Genomic DNA, 19,108 nt, shown 5'->3' on the forward strand with positions numbered 1-19,108 from the left:
TGTCGGCTCATCGAGAGGATGACAACGTGCGTCGCAAGGCAGTTCAGTTCCTGGCCATCGCCCTTTCCACCGCCGCGTTCGGCATCGGGGCGGCCTCCGCCGCCCAGGCCGGCGACTACAACACCGACGGGGTGCGCATCCGCCAGACCCCGTACACGAGCGACACCCGCGTCAACGGTCTCGGCTACCGCAGCCAGACGATCACGCCCATCTGCTACTCGGAGGGCACGACCGTCAGCGGTAACCCGTACTGGACCAAGCACAAGAACAACAACACCGGCGTGGTCGGGTTCGCCTCGGAGACGCTGCTGAACAAGATCGCCAACCCGCACTGCTGACGGCCGACGGCCGTATGTGAATCAGCCCGCAGGCACCTGGTGCCGGGACCGCTGGAATCGGTCCCGGCACCGGGCTTGCCCGGCAGTTTAGGGCCACCCGCACACCACGGAAAGGTCGATCGTGCCGCGCTCCAACCGGACCTCCCGCCGCCCGCTCCGATCCACCGGGCACCTCGGCGCACTGCCGCTCGGCGCACTGCTCCTCGCCGCCGCCCTGACCGCCTGCAGCGGCGGCTCCGGAGGTTCGGGAGGTTCCGGTGACACCGGCAAGACGGGTGCGGCGTCCCTGCCCGGCGCGGAACCCAAGGTGAGCATCACGCCGCAGACGGATCCCGTTCACGCCGGACTCCCGCTCGACGCCTACGCGTTCGACAAGGAGCAGCTGAAAGTCATGCAGCAGGCCCAGGACATTCTCACGGACGCGTGCATGCACCGGCTCGGATTCGCGGCGTTCAAGAACTCGAATACGTACGCCAATACCGGCGGCGAGCGCGGAAGTACCGGAATCGGCCTGGTCGACGCGGAATACGCGAAGAAATTCGGCTACCGGACGGGCGGCGCCTCGCCGGACCGCCCGAGGGACACGAAGAAGCAGGACCCGAACGAGACGGCGGCCCTTTACGGTCCGCAGGACGGAGCGCCCGCGCAGCCCGGCGCCCCGGAGGGCGGCTGCTCGGGCGAGGCGACGCGCAAGCTGTACCCGCAGAGCGGAAAGACCGGCACGAAACTGCTCGACGAGCTGACCCGGCAGACCAACGACCGGGCGCGCGGCGACAGTCGGGTCGTGGCCGCCATCGGCCAGTGGAGCGTCTGCATGCGGGACGCCGGGTTCCAGGTGAAGACCCCCTGGGAGCTCCAGGACATGGAGGGCACCCGGTGGACCGGGCCGGTCACCTCCGAGGAGATCACCGCCGCCACCACGGACGTGTCGTGCAAGCAGAAGAGCAAGCTGACCGACACCTGGACGGCTGTGCTGACGGCGTACCAGAACACCGCCGTGGAGAAGAACAAGGACGGACTCGGGCAGGAGAAGAAGAACCTGGCCGAGCAGGTGAAGACCGCGGGGAAGGTCCTCAAGGACGGTACGGCGTGAGGCGCCCCGCAGGCCCGGCCGTCGCGGTCGCCGTCGGGTGCGCGGCGCTGGCCTTCGCCGCCACCGGGTGCACCTCGCCCGCCGCCGGGTCCGCCGCCCGGGCCACGCCCTCGGCGAGCGGGAACGGGCTGGTCGAGCCGACCCCCGACGTCCGCCAGGCGTACGACGCGTACTGGACCTCCTGGCTGGCGGCCGGCCAGAAGGCCGACCCCGCCGATCCGGTGCTCGACCAGATCGCCACCGGGGCCCAGTTGGACGACATGCGCGCCATGCTGAAGCACTTCGGCGAGGGCGGAAAGGTGCTCCGCGGCGAGGTCGGCCACCGGATCGACGGCATGGACGTCTCCGGCGAGCAGACCCGCGTGGTCCAGGACTGCGTGGACCTCGACCGCTGGCTCATCTACGACCGCGCGAGCGGCACGCTCGCCGACCAGTTGCAGGACAAGCCCTCCCAGCTGTCCGCGTTCACCCTCGTCCGCGAGCGGCTCGGCGCGCCCTGGAAGGTCACGTCGGTCTCGGTGCTCGGCGACTGCTGACGCGACTGCTGACGGCGACTGCCGCCGGCGGCTGTTGAACGGAAAAGTGGGTTTCACGTGAAACATCAAGAGGCCGCCGCCCCCGAGGAGTCGGACGCCGCGGTCGAGCCCGACGACGTACGGGCCTCGCTCGGCCGGCGGCGACGGATCCTGATCTGGGTCGTCGCGGGCGCCGTCGCCCTCACCGGAGCCGGTGTGGTCCTCGCCACCACCATCCGCTCCCCCGCCCAGGTCGCGGCCGATGCCGCGCCGCCGCCCGCGTCCGTCCTGGCCGACCGGGTCGAACGGCGGGTGCTGACCTCCTCGGTGGTCGTACGGGGCACGGTTGCCGCCGAGCAGTCCCTGACGGTGTCCCCGGGAGCCGGAGCCGCCGCGGCCGCCGGGACGGGCGGGAAACCCGTGGTCACCCGGGTCAACAAACAGCCCGGGGCCGCCGTACAGGCCGGTGACGTACTCGTCGAGGTGTCGGGGCGGCCGGTGTTCGCGCTGGCCGGGGCCCTGCCCGTGTACCGGGACCTCAAGCCCGGGGCCACCGGCAAGGACGTCGGGCAGCTCCAGGAGGGGCTCAAGGCGCTGGGCCACCCCACCGGCAAGGATCCGGCGGGCACGTACGGCGCGGGGACGAAGGCCGCGGTGACCGCGCTCTACGCGGCGCTCGGCTACACCCCGCGGCCCGCCGACCCCGGCGACGCCGAGAAGCTCCAGGCGGCGGAGGACGCCGCCGATACCGCCCAGCGGGGGGTCACGACCGCCAAGAGCGCCCTCGCCAAGGCCAAGGCGGGCGGTGGCACCGACACCGCGGAGGCACAGCAGCAACTCGCCTTCGCCCAGCAGGACCTGGCCAAGGCCACCACCCGCCTGGAGGCTGCCCGGGCGGCGGCCGGCCCCATGGTCCCGGCGGACGAGCTCGTCTTCGTCAAGGGCTTCCCGGCGCGCGTGGACGCGGTCAAGGCGGCGGTCGGGGAATCCGTCCCGGACGGGCTGCTCACGCTGTCGGCGGGCGCCCCGGTGATCCGAGCTTCGCTCCCGGCGCACCAGAAGGACCTGGTCAAGGCGGGGATGAAGGTAGAGGTGCTGTCCGAGTCCACCGGGCTCACCGCCACCGGGACGGTCGCCTCGGTCGCCACCGCCCCGACCCCGGCCTCGGGCGGCGCCGCGCCGGGCGGCTCGGGCGGCTCCGGCTCCGGCGGCTCCGGTGCGGGAGCGGGTTCCGGTCCCGGTTCCGGTTCCGGTGCGGGGGAGAACGCCGCGCAGGACCCCGGCGGTTACGCGCTCACCGTCACCCCCGGCCAGACGCTCGACGCCCGGCTCTCCGGACAGGGCGTCCGCCTCACCGTGACCGCCGCCTCCTCCGGCGAACCGGTGCTGGTGGTACCGCTCTCCGCCGTCTCGGCGGGCGCCGACGGCCGGACCACCGTCACGGTGCTGGGCAAGGACCCCGCCGCCGCGGACGCCCGGCGCCGGGTCGAGGTCCGGGCCGGGATGTCCGCCGACGGAATGGTCCAGGTCGAGCCGGTCGGCGGCGGCGCGCTCGCCGACGGCGACCGGGTCCTCGTCGCGCAGGCGAAACCGTGAGCGCCCCGGGCCCCGCGCGGGACACGGCCGCCGGCCCCGCCCCGGTCGTCCGCTTCGAGGGCGTCGGGCTCACCTACCCCGGACCGCCGCCCGTCCAGGCGCTGCGGCCCTGCGAACTGACCGTGGAGCGCGGCGAGTACGTCACCGTGGTCGGCCCCTCCGGTTCCGGGAAGTCGACCTTCCTGAACGTCGCCGGGCTGATCGACGCCCCGACCGCCGGCCGGTACCTCCTCGACGGCATCGACACCGGGACCCTGCGCGACCGCGACCGGACCGCCCTGCGCGGGCAGCGCATCGGCTTCGTCTTCCAGTCCTTCCACCTCCTGCCGCACCGCAGCGCCCTGGAGAACGTCCGCCTGGCCATGGTCTACAACGGCGTCCCGCGCGCGGAACGCGCCGAGCGGGCCCGTACGGCGCTGGAGCGGGTCGGCCTCGGGCACCGCACCGGCCATCTCCCGACCCGGATGTCGGGCGGCGAACGCCAGCGCGTGGCCATCGCCCGCGCCCTGGTCGCCGGGCCCTCGCTGCTGCTGTGCGACGAGCCCACCGGGAACCTGGACACCGCCACGGCGGGCGCCGTACTGGCGCTGCTGGACGAGCTGCACGCCGACGGGCTGACCCTCCTGGTCATCACGCACGACCCGCACGTGGCGGCCCGGGGCCGGCGGACGGTGTCCATCCGCGACGGGGTCCTGAGCGAGGTCGTCCCCGTATGAGGAACCCCCGGAGGAACCCCCTGAGGAGCATCGGGCGACGCCGCGGCACCGACACTGACGCAGGCACCGGCACCGGCACCGGCACCGGCACCGGCACCGGGATCACGCCCTCCCGGCTGTCCCTGCGCGACCTGCTCTCCGAGGCCCTGGCCGGGATGCTCCAGCGGCCCGCCCGCTCGGCGCTGACCGGCCTCGGCACGGTCCTCGGGGTGGGCACCTTCGTGGCGATCCTGGGGCTGACGGCCACCGCCTCCTCGCAGATCGACAGCCGCTTCAACGCGCTGACGGCCACCGAGGTCGGCGTCCAGGACACCGCGGGCGGCGCCGACCCCAAGCTCGCGCAGCAGGTGCCCCTCGCCTTCCCCCGGGACGCGGACGCCCGGGCGGGCTCCCTCAACGGGGTACGCGCGGCAGGGGTGTTCTGGCCCGTGCCGCTGGGCGACACCACCGTACGGTCCGCCCCGGTCGCGGGGGCGACCGGCGAGCGGATCCCCGTCGTCGCCGCCTCCCCGGGGATGCTGCGCGCCGCCGGACTGACACTGGGCTCCGGCCGGGCGTACGACGCCTTCCACGACGGGCGCGCCGAGCAGGTCGCGGTGGTGGGCTCGGCGATGGCGGCGCGGCTCGGCATCACGACGCTGGAGAGCCGCCCCGCGGTGTTCATCGGCGAGCACCCGTTCACCGTGATCGGCATCGCGAGCGGCGCGGACCGCAAGCCCGACCTGCTGCTGTCGGTGATCGTGCCCCGGGGCACCGCCGAGAGGCTGTGGGGGCCGCCGGAGAACGCCCAGCGGGCGCGGATGCTGGTGGTGACCGAGCTGGGGGCGGCCCGCCAGGTGGCCGCGGAACTGCCGCTTGCCCTGCGCCCGGACCATCCCGACTGGCTGACGCCCGCGCCGCCGCCGGACCCGAAGACGCTGCGGGCGGGGGTGACGTCGGACCTGGACCAGCTGTTCCTGCTGCTGGCGGCGATCTGCCTGGTCATCGGGGCGGTCGGGATCGCCAACACCACGCTCGTCGCGGTGCTGGAGCGGACCGGGGAGATCGGGCTGCGCCGGGCCCTGGGCGCGCGCGGGCGGCACATCACCGCCCAGTTCCTGGCCGAGTCCGCCGCGCAGGGAGCGGTGGGCGGGCTGGTGGGCACCACGCTCGGCACCCTGACCGTGGTCGGGGTGGCGGCGCTGCGCGACTGGACCCCGGTGATGTCGCCGCTCACCGTCGCCGTGGCGCCGCTGATCGGACTGGTCACCGGGGTCCTGGCCGGCCTGTACCCGGCATGGCGGGCCTCCCGTACGCAACCGGCGGAGGCCCTGCGCCGCTAGGGATGCTACGAGTGCTGGTCCGCCGACTTCGTGCGCTCCCGGGCGGTGGTGGGGATGGTCCCCAGCCGGCCCGCCTGGAAGTCGTCGAAGGCCTGCTGGAGCTCCTGCCGGCTGTTCATGACGAACGGCCCGTAGTGCGCCATCGGCTCCCGGATGGGACGCCCGCCGAGGAGGACGACCTCAAGGTCCGGGGTGTTCGAGTCCTGGGCCTCGTCCGCCCGCACCGTGATCGAGCCGCCCTCGCCGAAGACCGCCGTCTGCCCGGTGTGGATGGGCCGCCGGTCGGTGCCGACGCTGCCGCGTCCGGCCAGGACGTACGCGAGGGCGTTGAAGTCCTCGCGCCACGGGAGGGTGACCTGCGCGCCCGGGGTGACGGTCGCGTGGATCATCGTGATCGGGGTGTGGGTGATGCCGGGGCCGGCGTGGCCGTCGAGCTCACCGGCGATCACGCGGAGCAGGGCGCCGCCGTCGGGGGTGGAGAGCAGCTGGACCTGGCCGCCGCCGATGTCCTGGTAGCGCGGGGGCATCATCTTGTCGGAGGCGGGGAGGTTCACCCACAGCTGGAGGCCGTGGAAGAGCCCGCCGGACACGACGAGGGACTCCGGCGGGGCCTCGATGTGCAGGAGGCCGGAGCCGGCCGTCATCCACTGCGTGTCACCGCCGTTGATGACTCCGCCGCCGCCGTTGCTGTCCTGGTGGACGAAGGTTCCGTCGATCAGGTACGTGACGGTCTCGAAGCCGCGGTGGGGGTGCCAGGGGGTGCCCTTGGGCTCGCCCGGCGCGTACTCCACCTCGCCCATCTGGTCCATCATGATGAACGGGTCGAGGTGCTGGTAGTTGATCCCGGCGAACGCGCGGCGCACCGGGAACCCCTCGCCCTCGAACCCACCCGGGGCGGTCGTGACGGCCAGCACCTTGCGGGCGGCGGTCTCCTGAGCGGGCTCGGCGACGCGGGGGAGCGTCAACGGGTTCTCCACAGTCACTGCAGGCATGGTCGGAACCTCCTTCTGCCTCGAGTTTAGTTGAAACTCGAACTTTCTGCCACACCTCACAGAACAGAAGGGGCCCCGGGGAAATTCCCCCCGGGGCCCGATGTCTCCCACCTGCACTTATGCCGTACGGCGAGACGATGACCGACCTGACGGACACCATCGGCCGCCCGCGCGGCAGCGGCGGTCAGCCGTACATGCGGCGCATCGCGTAGTCGACCATCTGCTCCACGGCCTTCGCGTCGAAGACCATGCGGTGGTCGCCCTCCATGTCGAGGACGAAGCCGTAGCCGGTCGGCAGCAGGTCGATCACCTCGGCGCCCGTGATCACGAAGTACTTGGACTCCTTGCCGGCGTACCGGCGGAGCTCCTTGAGCGTGGTGAACATGGGGATCACCGGCTGCTGCGTGTTGTGCAGCGCCAGGAAGCCCGGGGTCTCGCCGCGCGGGCAGTAGACCTTCGACGTGGCGAAGATCTGCTGGAAGTCCTCGGCGGACAGCGACCCGGTCGTGAAGGCCCGCACCGCGTCGGCGAGCGACGGCGGCGAGGGCTCGGGGTACAGCGGCTGCTCGCCGTACCCGCCGGCCATCTGCTGCGGGGCGGCGTACTGCTGCCCTGCGCTCACGTTCTGGTCGTAGCCGTACATAGGGCGAAGCCTACCGAGCGCCCCCCACCCCGTGGACGCGCATTCCCGCCAGGGTTGCGGACCGGCCGCCCGACCGCCGACCACCCGGCCGCCGGCCACGGCCCACGGCCCGCGGCTTGACCCTGGTCACAGTCGCCACATCAGGGGTTGCGTCTTATTACCCGCGGGTAGCATCATGACATTACCGATTGGTATGTACGAGGAACCTGTCTTCCCGAGCCTTAACGGAGCCGTCGCCATGGGGCACTACAAGTCGAATCTCCGCGACATCGAGTTCAACCTCTTCGAGGTGCTCGGCCGCGACAAGCTGTACGGCACCGGACCGTTCGGTGAGATGGACACCGAGACCGCCAAGAGCGTCCTGTCCGAGATCGCCCGCCTCGCCGAGAACGAGCTGGCCGAATCCTTCGCGGACGCCGACCGCAACCCGCCGGTCTTCGACCCGGCCACCAACACCGCGCCGGTCCCGGCGTCCTTCAAGAAGAGCTACGAAGCCTTCATGGACTCCGAGTACTGGCGCCTCGGCCTGCCCGAGGAGATCGGCGGCACCACCTCGCCCCGCTCCCTCATCTGGGCCTACGCGGAGCTGCTGCTCGGCTCGAACCCGGCCATCTGGATGTACTCCTCCGGCCCGGCGTTCGCCGGCATCCTCTTCGAAGAGGGCAACGAGGCGCAGAAGAAGGTCGCCCAGATAGCGGTCGAGAAGCGCTGGGGCTCCACCATGGTCCTCACCGAGCCGGACGCCGGTTCGGACGTGGGCGCCGGCCGCACCAAGGCGATCCAGCAGGAGGACGGCTCCTGGCACATCGAGGGCGTGAAGCGCTTCATCACGTCCGGTGAGCACGACATGGAGGAGAACATCCTCCACTACGTCCTCGCGCGCCCCGAGGGGCACGGCCCGGGCACCAAGGGCCTGTCCCTCTTCCTCGTCCCGAAGTTCCACTTCGACTGGGAGACCGGCGAGCTGGGCGAGCGCAACGGCGTCTACGCGACGAACGTCGAGCACAAGATGGGCCTCAAGGCCTCCAACACGTGCGAGATGACCTTCGGCGACCAGCACCCCGCCAAGGGCTGGCTGATCGGCGACAAGCACGACGGCATCCGCCAGATGTTCATGATCATCGAGTTCGCCCGCATGATGGTCGGCACGAAGGCCATCGCGACGCTCTCGACCGGTTACCTGAACGCCCTGGAGTACGCCAAGGAGCGCGTGCAGGGTCCGGACCTGGCCAACTTCATGGACAAGACGGCCCCCAAGGTCACCATCACGCACCACCCGGACGTGCGCCGCTCGCTGATGACGCAGAAGGCGTACGCCGAGGGCATGCGCGCCCTGGTGCTGTACACCGCCTCCGTCCAGGACGCGATCCAGCTCAAGCAGGCCGCGGGCGAGGACGCCTCCGCCGAGATCGGCCTGAACGACCTGCTCCTGCCGATCGTGAAGGGCTACGGCTCGGAGCGCTCGTACGAGCAGCTCGCGCAGTCGCTGCAGACCTTCGGCGGTTCCGGTTACCTCCAGGAATACCCGATCGAGCAGTACATCCGCGACGCCAAGATCGACACCCTCTACGAGGGCACCACGGCGATCCAGGGCCAGGACTTCTTCTTCCGGAAGATCGTCCGCGACCAGGGTGCCTCGCTGAACGTCCTCTCCGAGACGATCAAGAAGTTCCTGGCCGAGGCCGTCGGCGGCGAGGAGCTGGCCGGCGCCCGCGACGCGCTCGCCAAGGCCGCCGTGGACCTGGAGGCCATCGTCGGGCAGATGATCGTCGACCTCACCGCCACCGGCGAGGACGTCAAGAACATCTACAAGGTCGGCCAGAACACCACCCGCCTGCTGATGGCCTCCGGTGACGTGGTCGTCGGCTACCTGCTGCTCAAGGGCGCGGCCGTGGCCGCCGAGAAGCTGGCCGCCGGCGCCCCCGCGAAGGACGTCCCCTTCTACACCGGCAAGATCGCGGCGGCGAAGTTCTTCGCCTCGCAGGTGCTCCCGAACGTCTCGGTCGCCCGCGCGCTGGCCGAGGTCGTCGACAACTCCCTGATGGAGCTCGACGAGGCCGCGTTCTAGCCCCTACGGTCACCCGCCCGACGGCCGGGCCCCCGCTGGGGGCCCGGCCGTCGGCATTCACAGGTTGTCGGTGGTTCGTGGGACGCTCGTAGGCATGAGCCCAGCAGAGCAGCACGGCCACAGCAGGGGGTACTCCGTCCCGACCGGGCGGCCGTACGCCCTCAAGGAGCTGCAGGCTGCCCTGGGCAGCCTCGGCGACCATCTGCGGGAGCTGTACGACGGCGCCCACCCCGCGGAGTACGAGGCCGTCGCCGATGCCCTGTACACCGCCTTCCAGACGGCCGCCGGGCTCGCGCCCGCCAAGAGCTACACCGGCTGCTCCGAGCACCCCAACGGGGCCCTGGACCCCGAGGCGCCCGACGGCTGGGGCCGCTGCCTGATCTGCAACGACCGGCGCCGCCTCGGGCTGCGCGCCCAGGGCGCCCGCGGCGCCCGCGCGGCGGCCGCCGCCCCGCCCGCGGGGGAGCAGCGCCGGCTGGGCTATCCCGTGCCGGAGCCTCCGTACACGCTGCAGTCCCTGCGCGACCACCTCCGCACGGTCGAGGACCGCCGCTTCCACCTGGGCTTCTCCTCCCCCGCCGAGGAGTTCGTCCGGATAGCGGACGACCTCCACCGGGCGTTCATCGTGGCCCGCGAGCTGTCCCGGCCGCGCAACGCCTCCGGCTGCTCCGAGCACCCCGGTGCGCCCATCGACCCGGACGCGCCGCCCGGTGAGGCCTGTATCTTCTGCGCCGGACGCAAGAGACGCGCGCAGCGCTCCGCGACGACCCCGGAGATGCTCCCGCGCATCCGCCGGGGCGAGCGCAGGCAGCTGCAGCGCAGATTCGAGCGCCCGCCGGGCTGAAAAGCCGCCGGGAAGTGGACCACACGGCCCGCGGTCCCGGCGTTTCGGCTATCCGCCGCAGTCCGACCATGGCGAACACGACCGTCGTTAAGGTGAACCACATGAGCTCTCCCGCCCGCTTCGACCGCGGCCACACCGACGATCTGATGACCTTTTTGACGGCCAGTCCGTCGCCGTACCACGCCGTGGCCAACGCGGCCGAGCGGCTGGAAAAGGCAGGCTTCAGGCAGTTGTCGGAAACGGACGCCTGGGACTCGGGCAGCGGAGGCCGGTTCGTCCTGCGCGGCGGAGCGCTCATCGCCTGGTTCGTCCCGGAGGGCGCGACCGCCCACATGCCGTTCCGGATCGTCGGCGCGCACACCGACTCCCCCAACCTGCGCGTCAAGCCGCTGCCTGACACGGGCTCACAGGGCTGGCGGCAGATCGCGGTCGAGATCTACGGCGGCACCCTGCTCAACACCTGGCTGGACCGGGACCTGGGCCTGGCGGGCCGGCTGAGCCTGCGCGACGGCAGCGAGCGGCTGGTGAACGTGGACCGCGCGCTGCTGCGCGTCCCGCAGCTGGCCGTTCACCTGGACCGGTCGGTCAACAGCGAAGGGCTCAAGCTCGACAAGCAGCGCCACATGCAGCCCATCTGGGGTCTGGGCGAGGTCCAGGAGGGCGACCTCATCGCCTTCCTGGAGGAGGAAGAGGGCCTGCCGCAGGGCTCGGTGGCCGGCTGGGACCTGATGGTCCACTCGATCGAGCCGCCGTCGTACCTGGGGCGCGACCGCGAGCTCGTGGCCGGCCCGCGCATGGACAACCTGGTCTCGGTGCACGCGGGCGTCGCGGCGCTGGCGGCCGCCTCGACCGCCGAGAAGCTGGACCACATCCCGGTGCTGGCCGCGTTCGACCACGAGGAGAACGGCTCGCAGTCGGACACGGGTGCGGACGGGCCGCTACTGGGGAACGTGCTGGAACGTTCCGTCTTCGCACGTGGGGGCACGTACGAGGACCGCGCGCGGGCCTTCGCGGGCACCATCTGCCTGTCCTCCGACACCGGCCACGCCGTGCACCCCAACTACGCGGAGCGGCACGACCCCTCGCACCACCCGCGCGCCAACGGCGGCCCGATCCTGAAGGTCAACGTCAACCAGCGGTACGCGACGGACGGCAGCGGGCGCGCGGTGTTCGCGGCGGCGTGCGAGCGGGCCGGCGTGCCGTGGCAGACCTTCGTCTCGAACAACTCGATGCCGTGCGGGACGACGATCGGCCCGATCACGGCCGCCCGGCACGGGATCCAGACGGTGGACATCGGCGTCGCCATCCTGTCGATGCACAGCGCCCGCGAACTGTGCGGTGCGGACGACCCGTACCTGCTCGCGAACGCGCTGGTGGCGTTCCTGGAGGGCTGACGCCCCCGTCGTACGGACCGCTCCGCCTCCCGGACCGGGGGGCGGCGCGGGATCCGGCTGCGGGATCCGGCGCGGGACTCGGTGCGGGATTCGGCTCCGGGATTCGGCTTCGGCATTCGGCTCCGGGATTCGGCCGGGCGGGTCGATCTGGGCGGCGACGCGGTGCGATGAACCTATGGTGACACTCCGTCATGTTGTGCTGGGGTTCCGTCCTTCCCGGCCGACAAGGAGAGTCCCGTGCTCCGCCTGTTCCGCCTCTTCCTCATGCCGCGCATCGCGGGCGCCGTGGGCGTCGCCCTCGCGCTGCTCGTGGCCGCCCCCGCGGCCGCCGATCCGAAGCCGTCGCAGTCCCCGGACGCACCGTTCTCCCTCAAGGACCCGCGGATCGTCGCGCACTTCGACTTCGAGGCCGGCCAGACGCCGGAGAACATCGCCCTGGAGCCCGACGGCTCCGCCGATCTGACCTTCGCCCTCGCCCGCCAGGTGGTCCGGGTGGACCGGCACGGCGGCAAACGGGTCCTCGCGACCCTGCCCGACGTCGCGGACCCGCAGACGCCGCTGCTCGGCGTCGCCGTCGTCAGCGGGATCGTCCGCACCCACGACGGCACGCTCTACGTCGGCTACAACACCGGAACGGCCGAGACCGGCATCTACCGGATCACGCCCGACCGCAAGGTCTCCAAGCTCGTCGACATGTCACCGAAGGGCTTCGTGAACGGCCTCGCCCTCGACGAGCACCTCGGCCTGATCTACGCCGCGGACTCCGTCCTCGGCACGGTGTGGCGGATCTCCCTGGACGACGACGAGCCCGAGGCGACGGCCTGGGCCACCGGCGCGGCGCTGGAGCCGACCACCTTCTTCGGCGCGAACGGCATCAAGGTGCGCGACCACGCGGTCTGGGTGTCGAACTACGACCGGGGCTCGCTGCTGCGGATCCCGGTCGACCCGGACGGGTCCGCGGGGAAGATCAGGACGCACGCCACCGGGCTGACCGGGATCGACGACTTCGCGTTCGCCGGGCACGGCAAGACGGTGCTCGCCGCGCTGAACACCACCGCGAGCGAGCTCGCCCTGGTCCGGCCCGACGGCACCCACACCGTCGTGCTGACCGGGAAGGACGGGCTGTCCGGACCCACGGCCGTGGCGGTCCGCCACCACAGGGTCTTCGTCACCAGCGGCGCCTTCCTCACGGGCATCGACCCGAACCTGCTGGTCGCCGACGTGGAGAAGGGCGAAGAGAAGCCCGAGGACCACGGCAAGCCCGAGAAGCAGGGCCAGGACGAGGGCCAGGACGAGGACCAGGACGAGGACCACGGCAAGCCCAAGGACCACGGGCAGCAGCGCGAGGACGACGGCAGGCACTGAGGCCGAGCCGAAGCCGTACGGCCGGGACCCGCTGCGGGTCCCGGCCGTACGACGTCGTCCTGCCGGAGACCCCTAGGCGTCCAGTCCGGCGAGGACGAGCGGCAGCCGGGTGGCGCCGTCGGCCGTGACGGTCACCGGCACGCCCCAGTCCTGCTGGTGCACGTGGCAGGCCGGGTACTCGTTGGCCGGGTCGTCGTCGCACGAGGCCGCCATCGCCGAGACGTGCAGCACGCCCTCCGTGACCTCCGGGTTCAGGGCCAGCTCCCGGAACAGGTCCGTCCCGGTCCCCTCGCCGCCCACCAGCAGCTCCGGCGGGGTCGAGGACACCAGCAGCCGTGTCGACGGCCCGTAGCGGGTGTCGAGCTTCTGGCCGGTCGGCGCCTGGAACACCACGTCGAGCCGGAGCGTGCCCGGGGCGACCTCGGTGGCGGCCCGCTGCGTGCGGTGCGCGACGGCGTCGACCCGTACCGCCTCCTCCGGCAGCCGCAGCCGGGTCAGCCGGTGCCTGGCGGACTCGACGACCACGATGTCCTCGCCGACCAGCACCGCGTCGCTGGGCTCCCGCAGGTCGGTGGCCAGGGTGGAGACCTGACCGGTCGCCGGGTCGAAGCGGCGCAGTGCGTGGTTGTACGTGTCGCACACCGCGACCGAGCCGTCCGGCAGCGCGGTCACCCCGAGCGGGTGCTGGAGCAGGGCCTGGGCGGCGTCGCCGTCCCGGTGCCCGAAGTCGAACAGGCCGGTCCCGACGGCGGTCCGTACGGCGTATCCGTCGCCCCCCTCGCCCGCGGGTTCCACGTACCGCAGGGCGCTGTTCTCGGAGTCGGCGATCCACAGCCGGTCCCCGGCGGCCGCGAGCCCGGACGGCTGGGCGAGCCAGGCCTCCAGGGCGGGGCCGTCGTGCAGGCCCTCGCTGGTCGTTCCGGCGGAGACCTCGACGGTCCCGGTCTGCGGGTCCCAGGTCCACAGCTGGTGCACGCCGGCCATGGCGATCCACACCTTGCCCTGCCACCAGGCGACGTCCCACGGCGAGGACAGGTCCACCTCCAGGGCCGGACCGGAGGTCGGGGAGCCCTGCCACCACTGCCGGCCGGTCCCGGCGACGGTCTCGACGGCGCCCGTCGCGGGGTCGAAGCGGCGCAGCGCGTGGTTGACGGTGTCGGCGACGATCACGGTCCCGTCGGGGAGCAGCGCGAGGCCCTGCGGCTCGCTGAAGCCGTCGGCGGTGAAGCCGCGCTCGCCGCTGCCGATGCGCCGTACGACGCTCTCGCCGTCGGGGGCCAGCTCCACGAGCTGGTGCCGCGTCGAGTCCGACACGAGCAGGTTCCCGCTCGGCAGCACCAGCGCCTTCCCGGGGAAGCGGAGGTCGGTCGCGACCGGCTCGGGCGCCACGTACGGCCCGTCACCGCGGCGCAGCGTGCCCTTGGCCGCGTGCTCGGCTTCGAGCTCGTCCACGAGCCGCGCGATGGCGTGCGCGTGCCCCTCGCCGGCGTGCTGCGCGACGATGTACCCCTCGGGGTCGATGACGACGAGCGTCGGCCAGGCCCGTACGGCGTACTGCTTCCAGGTGGCCAGCTCGGGATCGTCGAGCACGGGGTGGTGCACCTCGTACCGCTCGACGGCGTCGACGACGGCCGCGTGCTCGGCCTCGTGCACGAACTTCGGCGAGTGGACGCCGATGATCACGACGGTGTCGCGGTGCTTCTCCTCCAGCTCGCGCAGCTCGTCCAGGACGTGCAGGCAGTTGATGCAGCAGAAGGTCCAGAAATCGAGGATGACGATCCGGCCGCGCAGTTCGGCGAGGCTCAGATCCTTCCCACCCGTATTCAGCCAGCCCCCCTTCCCGACCAGCTCGGGAGCACGGAGGCGGGCACGGCGGGGCGCGGGGGTGTGCGCCGGGGCGGCATCGTTCATGCTTCAAGCTTGCCATCCGCCCGCGAACGCCCCCTCACGGCCGTCCCGCCCGGACACGGCCTAGTCGAAGAGGGCGCTCAGGCGGGGGAGGCGGGTGGAGGTCTCCTCCGTGTCGTCGAAGTCGAAGTCCCAGGTCGGGTCCAGGGCGGGGTAGCTGATCGTGAAGGAGTCCGCCGGGAGCTCGCGGCCCGTGGCCGCTTCGTACGCCGCCCAGGCGATCGAGAGGGCCTCCTCGTCCCACAGCTCCAGGCCCTGCGCCGCCGCCTCGCGGACCGCGGGGTGGTCCGCGAGGGAGTCGGGGTCGGCCAGGGCCCGGGCGAAGGCCTGCTCGCCCTGGGTCAGGAGCCAGCCGCGGAAGTAGTCGAAGCCGTCGTCCGAGCAGCCGCCGTTGATCACGTACGCCGCGGCCCACAGGGGGCTGCGGTAGGACTCCGCCAGCAGGTCCCACAGCACCTGCTGGGCGGCGGCTATCTCGGCCTCGGGGCAGCGCGCCAGCAACTGCGAGGCGCGCGCCGCCACCTGGTCCGGACCGGCCTCCGTACGGGCCGTGTCGATCAGCTTCCAGAACGTCTGCTTGTCCATGGGGGAAGCCTGGCATCCCCCTCTGACATCGGACGTGCCGTCAGACGGTGAGGAAGGAGTGGAGGGATTCTGTCAAAGCGGTGATGAAGGCCTCCTGCGCCGCCGGGGACACCAGGTCCAGGGAGAGGTACGGGTTCAGGTCCTCCAGCTCGACGAGGAGGAGCTCACCGGAGGGGGCGCGGCAGGCGTCCACCCGCTGGATGCCGTGCGACAGCGTGTTCCACGCGATGAAGCCGCGGGCGAAATCGAGGTCTGCCGCCGTGGCCTCGTACGGCTCCAGCTCCCAGCGGCGGGCCGGGTCCGGGGCGTGGAGGGCGTACTGGAAGGCGTCGTCGACGAAGTAGAAGGAGACCTCGTACGCGAAGTCGATGCGCGGCTGGATGAGGTTCACCCCCGCCGGTCCGGCCGGGTGCGGGGTGAAGGTCAGGCCTATGGAGTCCGCGCCCTGCTTGGGCTTCACCGCGTACGAGGGCACCGCGGGGAGCAGCGCGAGGTCGGCGGGGTCGTCGATGGTGGGGATGACGGGGTGGCCGGCGGCCGTCAGGTCGAGGAGGTACTGCTTGCCGGCCATGTCGCCGCGGCCCGTGAGCGGGTTGTAGACGCGGGTGCCGGCGGCGAGGGCCGCCGCGCGGAAGGCGTCGTACGCCTCCTGGTAGTGCAGGACCGGCCCGCTGTTGCGGACGATCACCGCGTCGAAGTCCGCCATCATGGCCGCCGCGTCCAGCGGATGGCACAGGGCGAGCGGGAAGTGCTCGCGCAGCCGGGAGCTGAGGAGGATGTCCTCGTCGCAGTAGCGGCGGCCGCGCGCCGGGTACGCCAGGTCGGTCACATAGAGCAGAGGCATGGCCGCAACCTATCGCGGGCATCGATCCGGGCATGAAATACCTGGTTCGGGACAAAATGCTGGCCCTCGGGGACGACTACTGGATCGAGGACGAGGACGGCAGGCACGCGTTCCTCGTCGACGGCAAGGCGCTGCGCTTCCGGGACACGCTGGAACTGAAGGACCCGGACGGGCAGATCCTGATCACGCTGCGGGAGAAGCTGTTCACCCTGCGCGACGCGATGACGCTGGAGCGCGACGAGCGCCGTCTCGCCGTGATCCGCCGCAAGCGGCTCTCCCTGCTGCGGGGCCACTACCTCGTGACGCTGGTCGAGGGCACCGAACTGGACGTGAGCGGGCGGCTCCTGGACCGGGAGTTCAAGATCGAGTACGAAGGGGAGCTCCTCGCGCTGGTCTCCCGCCAGTGGTACCGGATCCGCGAGACGTACGCCGTGGACGTGATCCGGGAGGACACGGACGCGGCGCTGCTGATCGCCGTGGCCGTGTGCGTCATCCGGCTGGCGGAGAAGGAGCGGGAGGGCGGCGCCGGTCCCGATGGAGATCCCGGGCCGTGAGCTGGCCCTGGACGTAGGCGTCGGTGTCCGGCGCGTACGGGCCTCCGTGGTCCAGCAGAAGGCCGGTGATGCGCTGCCACTCGGCGGCCTCGGCGCGGACGGCGGCGTCCGCGGACTCCAGGTCGCCGGCGTCGGCGAGCACGGCCTCCAGGGCGGCCTGCGCCTCGTGGTGGGCCATGCCGGTGGCCCGGTCCCGGACGCGCCGGCGGGCCTCGATCTCGGCGGCGGCGGGCTCGTGCGGCTCCAGGGCGGCCTCCAGCGCGTCCTCTGCTTCATCCGTCACGGCGCACCCGCCTCCTCGTCTCCTCGTCGCGGAACGGGCGTCCGGCGCCGCCCACTCCTCCCCTCTGCCCGGAAACCCCGGCGTCAACCGGGGCCTTCCGCGGCCGGGACCTTCCACGGCCGGGGCCTTCCGGGGCCGGGCCCTTCCGCGGCGCCGGGCCCGCCGGCCCCGGGGCGGCGGTCAGTGCAGGCGGCGGTCCTTCAGGGCCGGGAACTGCTCCCGGGTCTCGGCCACCTTCGCCGGGTCCAGGTCCACGGTGAGGACGCCCTCGCCGGGGCCCGCCTCGGCCAGCACCTCGCCCCAGGGATCCACCACCAGGCTGTGCCCGGCCTGCTCGACGCCCGCGTGCGTACCGGCCAGCCCGCAGGCGAGCACGTACGACTGGTCCTCGACGGCCCGCGCCCGGTTGAGCAGGGTCCAGTGGGCCCGGCGGCGGGCCGGCCAGCCCGCGGCCACGACCATCGTGGTGGCCCCGGCGTCCACCAGGCCGCGGAACAGCTCCGGGAAGCGCAGGTCGTAACAGGTGGCGATGCCGAGGACCTGCTCCGGCAGGGTCACCGTGGTCAGGGAGTCCCCGGCTGACATCAGGACGGCCTCGCCCTGGTCGAAGCCGAAGCGGTGGATCTTGCGGTAGGTGGCGGCCAGCTCGCCGGACGGGGACAGGACGAGGGCGGTGTTGTAGAGGGAGCCGTCGCCCGCGCGCTCCACGACCGAGCCGGCGTGCAGCCAGACCCCGGCGTCGCTCGCCGCCTTCGACATCGCCTCGTACGTCGGGCCGTCCAGGGGCTCGGCCTCGGTCTCGAACTGCTCGTAGGCGAAGGCGCCCACCGTCCACAGTTCGGGCAGCACGACCAGGTCCGAGCCGGCCTGCTCCCGTACGAGATCGGCCGCCCGGGCACGGCGTGAGGCGACCGACTCCCCGTCGGACACCGCGATTTGGATCAGCGAGGCGCGCACATTACCACCGTCCTGGCATTCAAGCCGTCAACTCGGGCCTACGATCGTCACACGAAAGCACTGCCGGGGCGCTCACCGGCAGCGTAGTTTTGGAAGCAGTCCACACGCTTCCAGAAAACGCGCCACTGAACAGCACGCGAGGGGTCCCGTTGACCGTCCAGCCGCATCCCAGCCTCCAGCCCTATGCCGACGCGTGGACCCACTCCATCGAGGCGATATCCGAGCTGGTCCTCCCCCTGGCGGAGGGCGAGTGGAACCGGGCGACCCCGTGCCCCGGCTGGTCCGTCCGTGATGTGGTGTCACACATCATCGGCATCGAATGCGAGCAGCTGGGGGACCCGCGGCCGATCCACACCGTCGCAAGGGACCTGCGGCACGTGGTCGACGAGTTCAGCCGGTACATGGAGGTCCAGGTCGACGTCCGGCGCCACCACACCGCGCCGGAGATGACCTCGGAGCTGGAGTACACGATCATCCGGCGGTCGCGTCAGCTGCGGAACGAGAAGCGGGATCCGGACACCATGGTGCGGGGGCCGCTGGGCGACCAGGTGACCCTGGAGTTCGCACTGCGGCTGCGGGCGTTCGACGTGTGGATCCACGAGCAGGACCTGCGGGCGGCGCTGGGCGTGCCGGGGAACTGGGACTCGCCGGGGGCGTACGTGGCGCGGGACATCCTGCTGGCCGGGCTGCCGAAGGTGGTCGCGAAGCTGGCCGGGGCGCCGGCGAACTCGGCCGTCGTGATCGACGTGCACGGGCCGGTGGAGTTCATGCGGACGGTACGCGTGGACGCGCAGGGACGCGGCTCGGTGGACGGGACGCCCTCGCTGGGGCCGGCCGTGACGCTGACGACGGACTGGGAGACGTACGTCCGCCTCGCGGCGGGGCGGGTCCGCGCGGGCGCCGTCGCGGACCGGGTGAAGGTCGAGGGCGACGCCGAGCTGGCGGACGCGATCCTGGCCCACTTCGCCGTCACGCCGTAGCGCCGTGACCCCGTAGCCGGCGGGCGGTCGGGCGCCGGCGGCGAGAACCACTCCCGCAGTTGTCGCGTCCCTGTCATGGACGGACAACGCGGAGCGGGAGAAGGGGGTTTC

The 19,108-nt window shown here is 72.3% G+C and carries 19 protein-coding genes; 12 read left to right on the top strand and 7 right to left on the bottom strand.

The features are described 5' to 3' along the window. The first annotated feature begins 26 nt into the window (after positions 1 to 26). From IF02_RS32920 to IF02_RS0101235, 6 genes are all read left to right on the top strand, one after another. On the top strand, positions 27 to 338 hold the full coding sequence (locus IF02_RS32920; protein ID WP_051695408.1) for a hypothetical protein: 312 nt from the start codon (positions 27 to 29) through the stop codon (positions 336 to 338). 121 nt (positions 339 to 459) lie between these two features. Then, positions 460 to 1,431 (top strand): hypothetical protein, encoded by a 972-nt coding sequence (locus IF02_RS0101215; RefSeq protein ID WP_030153015.1) that lies wholly within the window; start codon positions 460 to 462, stop codon positions 1,429 to 1,431. Beyond that, the gene (locus IF02_RS0101220) at positions 1,428 to 1,967 is read left to right on the top strand and encodes a hypothetical protein (RefSeq protein ID WP_030153018.1); all 540 of its coding nucleotides are present in this window, start codon (positions 1,428 to 1,430) and stop codon (positions 1,965 to 1,967) included. The genes IF02_RS0101215 and IF02_RS0101220 overlap by 4 nt, the downstream gene beginning before the upstream one ends. A 57-nt stretch (positions 1,968 to 2,024) precedes the next feature. Further along, complete coding sequence (locus IF02_RS0101225) at positions 2,025 to 3,542, top strand: hypothetical protein (protein WP_030153019.1); 1,518 nt, start codon at positions 2,025 to 2,027, stop codon at positions 3,540 to 3,542. Then, complete coding sequence (locus IF02_RS0101230) at positions 3,539 to 4,258, top strand: ABC transporter ATP-binding protein (protein ID WP_037835265.1); 720 nt, start codon at positions 3,539 to 3,541, stop codon at positions 4,256 to 4,258. The genes IF02_RS0101225 and IF02_RS0101230 overlap by 4 nt, the downstream gene beginning before the upstream one ends. After that, complete coding sequence (locus IF02_RS0101235) at positions 4,255 to 5,580, top strand: ABC transporter permease (RefSeq protein ID WP_078621786.1); 1,326 nt, start codon at positions 4,255 to 4,257, stop codon at positions 5,578 to 5,580. Before IF02_RS0101230 ends, IF02_RS0101235 begins: the two co-directional genes overlap by 4 nt. A 5-nt stretch (positions 5,581 to 5,585) precedes the next feature. Here the strand turns inward: IF02_RS0101235 and IF02_RS0101240 are convergent, their stop codons facing one another. Together IF02_RS0101240 and IF02_RS0101250 are read right to left on the bottom strand one after the other, a co-directional pair. Continuing rightward, positions 5,586 to 6,572: a pirin family protein gene (locus IF02_RS0101240; RefSeq protein WP_030153024.1), complete on the bottom strand. Its 987-nt coding sequence runs from the start codon at positions 6,570 to 6,572 to the stop codon at positions 5,586 to 5,588. A gap of 184 nt (positions 6,573 to 6,756) precedes the next feature. Continuing rightward, complete coding sequence (locus IF02_RS0101250; protein WP_030153025.1) at positions 6,757 to 7,215, bottom strand: SseB family protein; 459 nt, start codon at positions 7,213 to 7,215, stop codon at positions 6,757 to 6,759. 238 nt (positions 7,216 to 7,453) lie between these two features. On the opposite strand from IF02_RS0101250, the gene IF02_RS0101255 reads away from it, so the two are divergent. The 4 genes from IF02_RS0101255 to IF02_RS0101270 all read left to right on the top strand — a co-directional run bounded on the left by IF02_RS0101255 (position 7,454) and on the right by IF02_RS0101270 (position 12,886). Continuing rightward, positions 7,454 to 9,283 (top strand): acyl-CoA dehydrogenase, encoded by a 1,830-nt coding sequence (locus tag IF02_RS0101255; RefSeq protein ID WP_030153026.1) that lies wholly within the window; start codon positions 7,454 to 7,456, stop codon positions 9,281 to 9,283. Between the two features lie 94 nt (positions 9,284 to 9,377). Next, entirely contained in the window at positions 9,378 to 10,127 is a 750-nt protein-coding gene (locus tag IF02_RS0101260) for a hypothetical protein (protein ID WP_030153027.1), read from the top strand. Between the two features lie 101 nt (positions 10,128 to 10,228). Continuing rightward, on the top strand, positions 10,229 to 11,521 hold the full coding sequence (locus tag IF02_RS0101265; protein ID WP_030153028.1) for a M18 family aminopeptidase: 1,293 nt from the start codon (positions 10,229 to 10,231) through the stop codon (positions 11,519 to 11,521). A gap of 237 nt (positions 11,522 to 11,758) precedes the next feature. After that, positions 11,759 to 12,886 carry an SMP-30/gluconolactonase/LRE family protein gene (locus IF02_RS0101270; protein ID WP_234318053.1) on the top strand — a complete coding sequence of 376 codons (1,128 nt, stop codon included), beginning with the start codon at positions 11,759 to 11,761 and terminating at the stop codon, positions 12,884 to 12,886. Between the two features lie 72 nt (positions 12,887 to 12,958). Here IF02_RS0101270 and IF02_RS0101275 read toward each other — a convergent pair whose 3' ends face one another. The 3 genes from IF02_RS0101275 to IF02_RS0101285 are packed head-to-tail and all read right to left on the bottom strand — an operon-like array spanning position 12,959 to position 16,223. Beyond that, on the bottom strand, positions 12,959 to 14,797 hold the full coding sequence (locus IF02_RS0101275) for an NHL domain-containing thioredoxin family protein (RefSeq protein WP_030153032.1): 1,839 nt from the start codon (positions 14,795 to 14,797) through the stop codon (positions 12,959 to 12,961). A gap of 60 nt (positions 14,798 to 14,857) precedes the next feature. Further along, positions 14,858 to 15,379: a DUF4240 domain-containing protein gene (locus IF02_RS0101280; protein ID WP_030153033.1), complete on the bottom strand. Its 522-nt coding sequence runs from the start codon at positions 15,377 to 15,379 to the stop codon at positions 14,858 to 14,860. 40 nt (positions 15,380 to 15,419) lie between these two features. Beyond that, positions 15,420 to 16,223, bottom strand: coding sequence for a hypothetical protein (locus IF02_RS0101285; RefSeq protein WP_030153035.1), 804 nt, complete (start codon positions 16,221 to 16,223; stop codon positions 15,420 to 15,422). Between the two features lie 32 nt (positions 16,224 to 16,255). On the opposite strand from IF02_RS0101285, the gene IF02_RS0101290 reads away from it, so the two are divergent. After that, the gene (locus IF02_RS0101290; protein ID WP_037835266.1) at positions 16,256 to 16,777 is read left to right on the top strand and encodes an LURP-one-related/scramblase family protein; all 522 of its coding nucleotides are present in this window, start codon (positions 16,256 to 16,258) and stop codon (positions 16,775 to 16,777) included. Here the strand turns inward: IF02_RS0101290 and IF02_RS32080 are convergent. Next, positions 16,713 to 17,060: a hypothetical protein gene (locus tag IF02_RS32080; protein WP_051695412.1), complete on the bottom strand. Its 348-nt coding sequence runs from the start codon at positions 17,058 to 17,060 to the stop codon at positions 16,713 to 16,715. The two genes, IF02_RS0101290 and IF02_RS32080, sit on opposite strands and share 65 nt — an antisense overlap. Before the next feature lie 180 nt (positions 17,061 to 17,240). Beyond that, complete coding sequence (locus IF02_RS0101300) at positions 17,241 to 18,017, bottom strand: carbon-nitrogen family hydrolase (protein WP_030153040.1); 777 nt, start codon at positions 18,015 to 18,017, stop codon at positions 17,241 to 17,243. Between the two features lie 149 nt (positions 18,018 to 18,166). Between IF02_RS0101300 and IF02_RS0101305 the strand changes: the two genes are divergently transcribed. Beyond that, the gene (locus IF02_RS0101305; protein ID WP_030153042.1) at positions 18,167 to 18,997 is read left to right on the top strand and encodes a maleylpyruvate isomerase family mycothiol-dependent enzyme; all 831 of its coding nucleotides are present in this window, start codon (positions 18,167 to 18,169) and stop codon (positions 18,995 to 18,997) included. The last annotated feature ends 111 nt before the right edge of the window (positions 18,998 to 19,108 follow it).

It is taken from the genome of Streptomyces sp. NRRL S-244 (genome assembly GCF_000717915.1).
Classification (GTDB): Bacteria; Actinomycetota; Actinomycetes; order Streptomycetales; family Streptomycetaceae; genus Streptomyces.

Excerpts from the sequence above, each read along its gene's own strand:
- IF02_RS0101280 (WP_030153033.1), bottom strand. The coding sequence starts at position 15,379 with ATGGACAAGCAGACGTTCTGGAAGCTGATCGACACGGCCCGTACGGAG.
- IF02_RS0101240 (WP_030153024.1), bottom strand. The coding sequence starts at position 6,572 with ATGCCTGCAGTGACTGTGGAGAACCCGTTGACGCTCCCCCGCGTCGCC.
- IF02_RS0101255 (WP_030153026.1), top strand. The coding sequence starts at position 7,454 with ATGGGGCACTACAAGTCGAATCTCCGCGACATCGAGTTCAACCTCTTC.
- IF02_RS0101235 (WP_078621786.1), top strand. The coding sequence starts at position 4,255 with ATGAGGAACCCCCGGAGGAACCCCCTGAGGAGCATCGGGCGACGCCGC.
- IF02_RS0101265 (WP_030153028.1), top strand. The coding sequence starts at position 10,229 with ATGAGCTCTCCCGCCCGCTTCGACCGCGGCCACACCGACGATCTGATG.
- IF02_RS0101275 (WP_030153032.1), bottom strand. The coding sequence starts at position 14,797 with ATGAACGATGCCGCCCCGGCGCACACCCCCGCGCCCCGCCGTGCCCGC.
- IF02_RS0101285 (WP_030153035.1), bottom strand. The coding sequence starts at position 16,223 with ATGCCTCTGCTCTATGTGACCGACCTGGCGTACCCGGCGCGCGGCCGC.
- IF02_RS0101250 (WP_030153025.1), bottom strand. The coding sequence starts at position 7,215 with ATGTACGGCTACGACCAGAACGTGAGCGCAGGGCAGCAGTACGCCGCC.
- IF02_RS0101290 (WP_037835266.1), top strand. The coding sequence starts at position 16,256 with ATGAAATACCTGGTTCGGGACAAAATGCTGGCCCTCGGGGACGACTAC.
- IF02_RS0101260 (WP_030153027.1), top strand. The coding sequence starts at position 9,378 with ATGAGCCCAGCAGAGCAGCACGGCCACAGCAGGGGGTACTCCGTCCCG.